Raw genomic sequence first — 6634 nt, forward strand, 5'->3', positions numbered from 1 at the left:
TGTGACTCCTTAAGCCGTTTTCAGCGTGCCAACCGGACGGGCTGGCTCCACTGCGGGATAATACGGTTCGTTATGACGCGCTTTATTGCGCAGACCTTCCGGCACGTCATACAACGGACCGAGGTGCTGATACTGCTGCGCCATATCGAGATATTTCGCGCTACCCAGCGTATCCAGCCAGCGGAATGCGCCGCCGTGGAACGGAGGGAAGCCCAGGCCGTAAACCAGCGCCATGTCTGCTTCTGCCGGGCTGGCAATAATGCCTTCTTCCAGGCAGCGCACCACTTCGTTGACCATCGGGATCATCATGCGGGCGATGATCTCTTCGTCGCTGAAGTCGCGCTTTGGCTGGGAAACGTCGGCCAGCAGGCTGTCGGTTTGTGCGTCTTCTTCTTTTTTCGGTTTGCCTTTGCTGTCTTCTTTATAGCGCCAGAAGCCGAGGCCGTTTTTCTGCCCGAAACGATTAGCCTCAAACAGGGCGTCGATAGCGTCGCGATAATCTTTCTGCATGCGCTGCGGGAAACCTGCTGCCATCACCGCCTGGGCGTGATGTGCGGTGTCGATACCGACCACGTCCAGCAGATAAGCCGGACCCATCGGCCAGCCGAACTGTTTCTCCATCACTTTGTCGACTTTGCGGAAATCCGCACCGTCGCGCAGCAACTGGCTGAAACCGGCGAAGTAGGGGAACAGTACGCGGTTAACGAAGAAGCCGGGGCAGTCGTTGACCACAATCGGCGTTTTGCCCATCTGGCTGGCCCAGGAGACCACTTTGGCGATGGTTTGCTCGCTGGTTTTTTTACCGCGAATAATCTCAACCAGCGGCATACGGTGCACCGGGTTGAAGAAGTGCATGCCGCAGAAGTTTTCCGGGCGTTCCAGCGCGTCGGCCAGTTCGCTAATCGGAATGGTGGAGGTATTAGAGGCCAGAACAGCATCCGGGCGCACTTTCTGCTCGGTTTCGGCCAGCACCGCTTTTTTCACCTTCGGATTTTCAACAACCGCTTCCACGACCACGTCGACACGATCGAACCCGGCGTAATCCAGCGTGGGCTGAATGGTGGAAATGACGCCTGCCAGTTTCAGACCATCAATTTTGCCGCGCTCAAGCTGCTTGTTCAGCAGTTTGCTGGCTTCCGTCATGCCAAGCGTCAGCGATTTCTCGTTGATATCTTTCATGATCACCGGCACGCCTTTCCAGGCCGACTGATAGGCAATGCCACCGCCCATAATGCCTGCGCCCAGAACGGCCGCGTGTTTCGGGGCATCGGTGGTTTTGGCGAGTTTTTTCGCCAGGCCTTTTACATACTGATCGTTCAGGAAGATGCCAACCAGCGCGCGCGCTTCATTGGTGTGCGCCAGCGGAACAAAGCTTTGGTTTTCCAGCTTCAGCGCGTCATCGCGTCCCAGACGGGCAGCGGCTTCAATGGTTTTCACCGCCGTAATCGGCGCCGGGTAGTGTTTACCCGCCGTCTGCATCACCATGCCTTTGGCGATAGTGAAGCTCATGGTGGCTTCCACTTTACTGAGCTTCAGCGGTTCCAGTTTCGGACGACGCTTCGCGCGCCAGTCGAGATCGCCGTTTATCGCCTGGCGCAATACGGCCAGCGCACCGTCGATCAGTTTCTCGTGTTTAACAACGCCGTCCACCAGACCGATTTTCAGCGCGTGTTCAGCACCAACATCTTTCCCGGCGGCGATAATTTCCAGCGCGCTGTCTGCGCCCAGCAGGCGTGGCATACGCACGGAGCCGCCAAAACCAGGCATGATCCCCAGTTTGGTTTCCGGCAGGCCGATGCGCAGGTCTGGCGTCGCTAAACGGTAATCGGTCGCCAGTACGCATTCGCAGCCACCGCCCAGCGCGTAGCCGTTCACGGCGGCGATGGTCGGAACCGGTAAATCTTCCAGACGGTTGAAGACGCTGTTGGCGAAATGCAGCCATTCGCTGAGTTGCTCTTCCGGCACCAGGAACAGCGAGAGGAATTCGGTAATGTCTGCGCCGACGATAAACGCCGCCTTTTCAGAGCGCAGTAGCAGCCCTTTCAGCTCTTTTTGTTTTTCGAGGACATCGAGCGCGTGACCGAGGCTGGCTACGGTCGCCGTATCTAATTTGTTCACCGAGCCGGGGGCATCGAACACCAGTTCGGCAATGCCATCTTCCAGCCAGTTGAGGTACAGGGTATCGCCTTTGTAGAGCATGTCAGTCTCCTGAATCCAGCAGTGTAATCTGGTCGTACCAGATGAGGCTGAGTGTGGTTTTTATGTTAATAAATTGCAAATTACTATTTAAATATTTGCTGGGGAGATCACGACTGGTGGAGATCACGCAGGTTCGGCGAGGTGTGCTAAGATGCGAAAACTTGAGGGCAAAAATGTACAAGGACTAAAAATGGAATCACTGGCTGCACTCTACAAAAATCATATCGCCACCCTGCAGGAAAGAGCGCGTAACGCGCTGGACCGCTTCAAGCTGGACGCGCTGTTAATTCATTCCGGCGAACTGATGAATGTGTTCCTTGATGATCATGCGTATCCGTTTAAAGTCAACCCGCAGTTCAAGGCCTGGGTGCCCGTAACACAAGTGCCGAACTGCTGGCTACTGGTGGATGGCGTCAACAAACCCAAGCTGTGGTTCTACCTGCCGGTCGATTACTGGCACAACGTTGAGCCGCTGCCGACCTCTTTCTGGACAGAGGAAGTTGAGGTCATTGCGCTGCCGAAAGCAGACGGTATTGCCGGGCAACTGCCGGCGGCGCGTGGAAATATTGCCTATATCGGTCCGGTTCCGGAGCGCGCGATTGGCCTGGGTATTGCTGCCGATAAGATCAACCCGAAAGGGGTGATTGATTATCTGCACTACTATCGTTCTTATAAAACGGATTACGAACTGGCCTGTATGCGCGAAGCGCAGAAAACGGCGGTCAACGGCCATCGCGCAGCGGAAGAAGCTTTCCGCTCCGGGATGAGCGAGTTCGACATCAATCAGGCGTATCTGACGGCGACCGGCCATCGCGATACCGATGTACCGTATGGCAACATCGTGGCGCTGAACGAGCACGCCTCTGTGCTGCATTACACTAAACTGGATCACCGCGTGCCTTCTGAAGTGCGTAGCTTCCTGCTGGACGCTGGCGCGGAATATAACGGTTATGCCGCTGATCTCACCCGCACCTGGGCGGCGCACAGCGACAATGATTTCGCCCATCTGATCAAAGACGTGAATGACGAGCAGCTGGCGCTCATCGCCACCATGAAAGCGGGTGTCAGCTACGTGGATTACCATATCCAGTTCCATCAGCGCATCGCAAAAATCCTGCGTAAACATCAAATCCTCACCGATATGAGCGAAGAGGCGATGGTTGAAAATGACCTGACCGGGCCATTTATGCCGCACGGTATTGGTCACCCGTTGGGATTACAGGTTCATGATGTCGCGGGCTTTATGCAGGATGACACCGGCACGCACCTGGCTGCGCCGTCGAAATATCCGTACCTGCGCTGCACCCGCGTGCTGCAGCCACGCATGGTGTTAACCATCGAGCCGGGCATTTACTTCATTGAATCTCTGCTGGCGCCGTGGCGTGAAGGGCAGTTCAGTAAGCACTTCAACTGGCAGAAAATTGAAGCACTGAAACCGTTCGGCGGGATTCGTATCGAAGATAACGTCGTGATCCACGAAAATAACGTTGAGAACATGACGCGCGATCTGAAACTGGCGTAATGGAAAGTTGGCCTATACCGGCGTCGCCGGTCACGTTTACTGAAGAGATTAAAAAGAGCCGTTTCATCACCCTGCTGGCGCATACCGATGGGGTGGAGGCGGCGAAAGCGTTTGTTGAGTCGGTAAGGGCGGAACATCCTGACGCCCGTCACCACTGTGTCGCCTGGGTTGCCGGGCGGCCAGATGACTCACAGCAGCTTGGCTTTTCAGATGATGGTGAACCGGCGGGAACGGCGGGTAAGCCCATGCTGGCGCAGCTTATGGGAAGCGGCGTCGGTGAAATTACCGCCGTGGTGGTTCGCTACTACGGCGGCGTGCTGTTGGGTACAGGCGGCCTGGTGAAAGCCTATGGCGGCGGCGTTCAGCAGGCGCTAAATCAACTCACAACACAAATCAAAACGCCATTAACCGAATATACTCTGTTGTGTGAATATGGTCAGTTGTCGGGGATTGAAACGCTGCTGGGGCAATTTTCTGGCGTCATTGTTGACAGTGATTATCAGGCATCGGTACAGCTACGCGTGGCGCTTCCGCAAGCGAAAGTGGATGCTTTTACAGCAAAACTGGCTGATTTTAGTCGTGGTTCATTGCAATTGTTAGCGATTGAAGAATAATCCCCCTCCTTACTTTTATACCAAAGGAAGCGCCAGAGATGCATTTTCGTGCCATAACCCGAATCGTCGGACTTCTGGTCATCTTGTTTTCGGGAACCATGATCCTTCCCGGCCTGGTGGCATTGATTTACCGCGATGGCGCCGGGCGGGCATTTACCCAAACCTTTTTTGTCGCGCTGGTGATTGGCTCGCTACTGTGGTGGCCGAACCGCCGCGAGAAAGGCGAACTTAAATCGCGCGAAGGGTTTTTGATTGTGGTCCTGTTCTGGACCGTATTGGGCAGCGTGGGTGCGCTTCCCTTTATCTTCTCTGAGCAGCCAAACCTCACGATAACCGATGCTTTTTTTGAATCCTTTTCCGGCCTAACGACGACAGGCGCGACGACGCTGGTGGGTCTTGATTCTCTGCCGCATGCGATTCTCTTTTATCGACAGATGCTGCAATGGTTCGGCGGTATGGGGATCATCGTGTTAGCCGTGGCGATTCTGCCCATCCTCGGCGTCGGGGGAATGCAGCTTTATCGTGCCGAGATGCCGGGGCCGCTGAAGGATAACAAGATGCGGCCGCGTATTGCGGAAACGGCAAAAACCCTGTGGCTCATCTATGTATTGCTGACCGTCGCCTGCGCGCTGGCGCTGTGGTTTGCGGGTATGCCGGCATTCGACGCCATCGGTCACAGCTTCGCGACTATCGCGATTGGCGGTTTTTCGACGCATGATGCCAGCGTGGGCTACTTCGACAGCCCAACGATTAACACCATTATTGCTATCTTCTTACTGATCTCCGGGTGTAACTACGGTCTGCACTTCTCCTTACTGAGCGGGCGGAGCCTGAAGGTTTACTGGCGCGACCCGGAATTCCGGATGTTTATTGGCGTTCAGTTGACGCTGGTGTTTATCTGTACGCTGGTGCTCTATTTCCATAACGTTTACAGCTCTGCGCTGACGACAATTAACCAGGCCTTCTTCCAGGTGGTGTCGATGGCGACGACGGCGGGCTTTACGACGGACAGCATCGCTCGCTGGCCGCTCTTCCTGCCGGTGCTGTTACTCTGCTCGGCGTTTATCGGCGGTTGCGCCGGGTCGACGGGCGGTGGTCTGAAGGTGATTCGTATCCTGCTGCTCTTCAAGCAGGGGAACCGCGAACTAAAACGTCTGGTGCATCCGAATGCGGTGTATAGCATCAAGCTGGGCAACCGTGCGCTGCCGGAACGTATTCTGGAAGCGGTATGGGGATTCTTCTCTGCGTATGCGCTGGTGTTCATTATCAGTATGTTGGCGATTATCGCGACCGGCGTGGATGACTTCTCCGCGTTTGCCTCGGTAGTGGCAACGCTGAATAACCTGGGGCCAGGGCTTGGCGTGGTGGCGGATAACTTTGCCAGCATGAACCCGGTGGCGAAGTGGATCCTGATTGCGAACATGCTGTTTGGTCGTCTGGAAGTCTTTACGCTGCTGGTGTTGTTTACCCCCACCTTCTGGCGCGAATAAGTGGAGCTTACGTTGAAAACATTAATTCTCTTCTCTACCCGTGATGGTCAGACGCGTGAAATTGCCGCGTACCTCTCTTCCGAGCTCAAAGAGCTGGGTATGGATTCCGAGCTGGTGAATCTGAATCGCACTCAGGACGTTGAGTGGGAACAGTATGACCGCGTTGTGGTGGGAGCGTCGATTCGCTATGGGCACTTCCATTCAGCGGTCGATCGTTTTGTGAAAAAGCATGCCGCGCAGATGCAGGCATTACCGAGCGCTTTCTTCTCGGTGAACCTGGTGGCGCGTAAACCCGAGAAGCGATCGCCGCAGACCAATAACTACACGCGTAAGTTTCTGTTGGCCTCACCGTGGCAGCCGGATGCCTGCGCCGTTTTTGCCGGGGCGCTGCGTTACCCGCGTTACCGCTGGTATGACCGCTTTATGATCCGTCTGATTATGAAGATGACGGGCGGCGAAACGGATACCCGTAAAGAAGTGGTTTATACGGACTGGCAGCAGGTAGCCCATTTCGCCCGCGAAATTGCGCATATTCCGCGCAAATAGCGCACGAATGTAGCGCATTGACTGGAAAATGAGCGAATGAAAAGTTTTTTGTATTTTATGCTTGCGAGATCTCAATTACTCCCTATAATGCGCCTCCACTGACACGGAACAACGGCCTCTAAGCCGCCGGGTTAGCAGGCTTCCTTCGGGAACGCCGCCAGAGAAAAGCGAAAATAAGCGCTTGACTCTGAAGGAGGAAAGCGTAATATGCGCACCTCGCAACGGTGAGCTTCACGCCGCGTTGCACTGCTCTTTAACAATTT

At 55.2% G+C, this 6634-nt stretch carries 5 protein-coding genes; 4 read left to right on the forward strand and 1 reads right to left on the reverse strand.

Annotated elements, in window-relative coordinates; genetic code table 11:
- Nucleotides 1-9: 9 nt before the first annotated feature.
- Entirely contained in the window at nucleotides 10-2199 is a 2190-nt protein-coding gene (fadB, locus tag F0Q32_RS23365) for a fatty acid oxidation complex subunit alpha FadB (RefSeq protein ID WP_149464905.1), read from the reverse strand.
- Nucleotides 2200-2389: 190 nt separating this feature from the next.
- On the opposite strand from fadB, the gene pepQ reads away from it, so the two are divergent.
- The 4 genes from pepQ to hemG are packed head-to-tail and all read left to right on the forward strand — an operon-like array spanning nucleotide 2390 to nucleotide 6371.
- Complete coding sequence (pepQ, locus tag F0Q32_RS23370) at nucleotides 2390-3721, forward strand: Xaa-Pro dipeptidase (RefSeq protein ID WP_149464906.1); 1332 nt, start codon at nucleotides 2390-2392, stop codon at nucleotides 3719-3721.
- Nucleotides 3721-4335 carry an IMPACT family protein gene (locus F0Q32_RS23375; protein ID WP_149464907.1) on the forward strand — a complete coding sequence of 205 codons (615 nt, stop codon included), beginning with the start codon at nucleotides 3721-3723 and terminating at the stop codon, nucleotides 4333-4335. Before pepQ ends, F0Q32_RS23375 begins: the two co-directional genes overlap by 1 nt.
- Nucleotides 4336-4373: 38 nt before the next feature.
- Nucleotides 4374-5825, forward strand: a complete 1452-nt coding sequence (gene trkH, locus F0Q32_RS23380; RefSeq protein ID WP_149464908.1) for a Trk system potassium transporter TrkH — start codon at nucleotides 4374-4376, stop codon at nucleotides 5823-5825.
- A gap of 12 nt (nucleotides 5826-5837) precedes the next feature.
- On the forward strand, nucleotides 5838-6371 hold the full coding sequence (hemG, locus tag F0Q32_RS23385; protein WP_149464909.1) for a menaquinone-dependent protoporphyrinogen IX dehydrogenase: 534 nt from the start codon (nucleotides 5838-5840) through the stop codon (nucleotides 6369-6371).
- Nucleotides 6372-6634 lie beyond the last annotated feature (263 nt).

Origin of the sequence: Pseudocitrobacter sp. 73 (assembly GCF_008369545.1) — a bacterium.
GTDB classification, from domain to species: domain Bacteria; phylum Pseudomonadota; class Gammaproteobacteria; order Enterobacterales; family Enterobacteriaceae; genus Pseudocitrobacter; species Pseudocitrobacter vendiensis.

What these genes read in the sequence shown, in the direction of transcription:
- pepQ (WP_149464906.1), top strand. Translation starts at nt 2,390, where the DNA reads ATGGAATCACTGGCTGCACTCTACAAAAATCATATCGCCACCCTGCAG.
- trkH (WP_149464908.1), top strand. Translation starts at nt 4,374, where the DNA reads ATGCATTTTCGTGCCATAACCCGAATCGTCGGACTTCTGGTCATCTTG.
- fadB (WP_149464905.1), bottom strand. Translation starts at nt 2,199, where the DNA reads ATGCTCTACAAAGGCGATACCCTGTACCTCAACTGGCTGGAAGATGGC.
- F0Q32_RS23375 (WP_149464907.1), top strand. Translation starts at nt 3,721, where the DNA reads ATGGAAAGTTGGCCTATACCGGCGTCGCCGGTCACGTTTACTGAAGAG.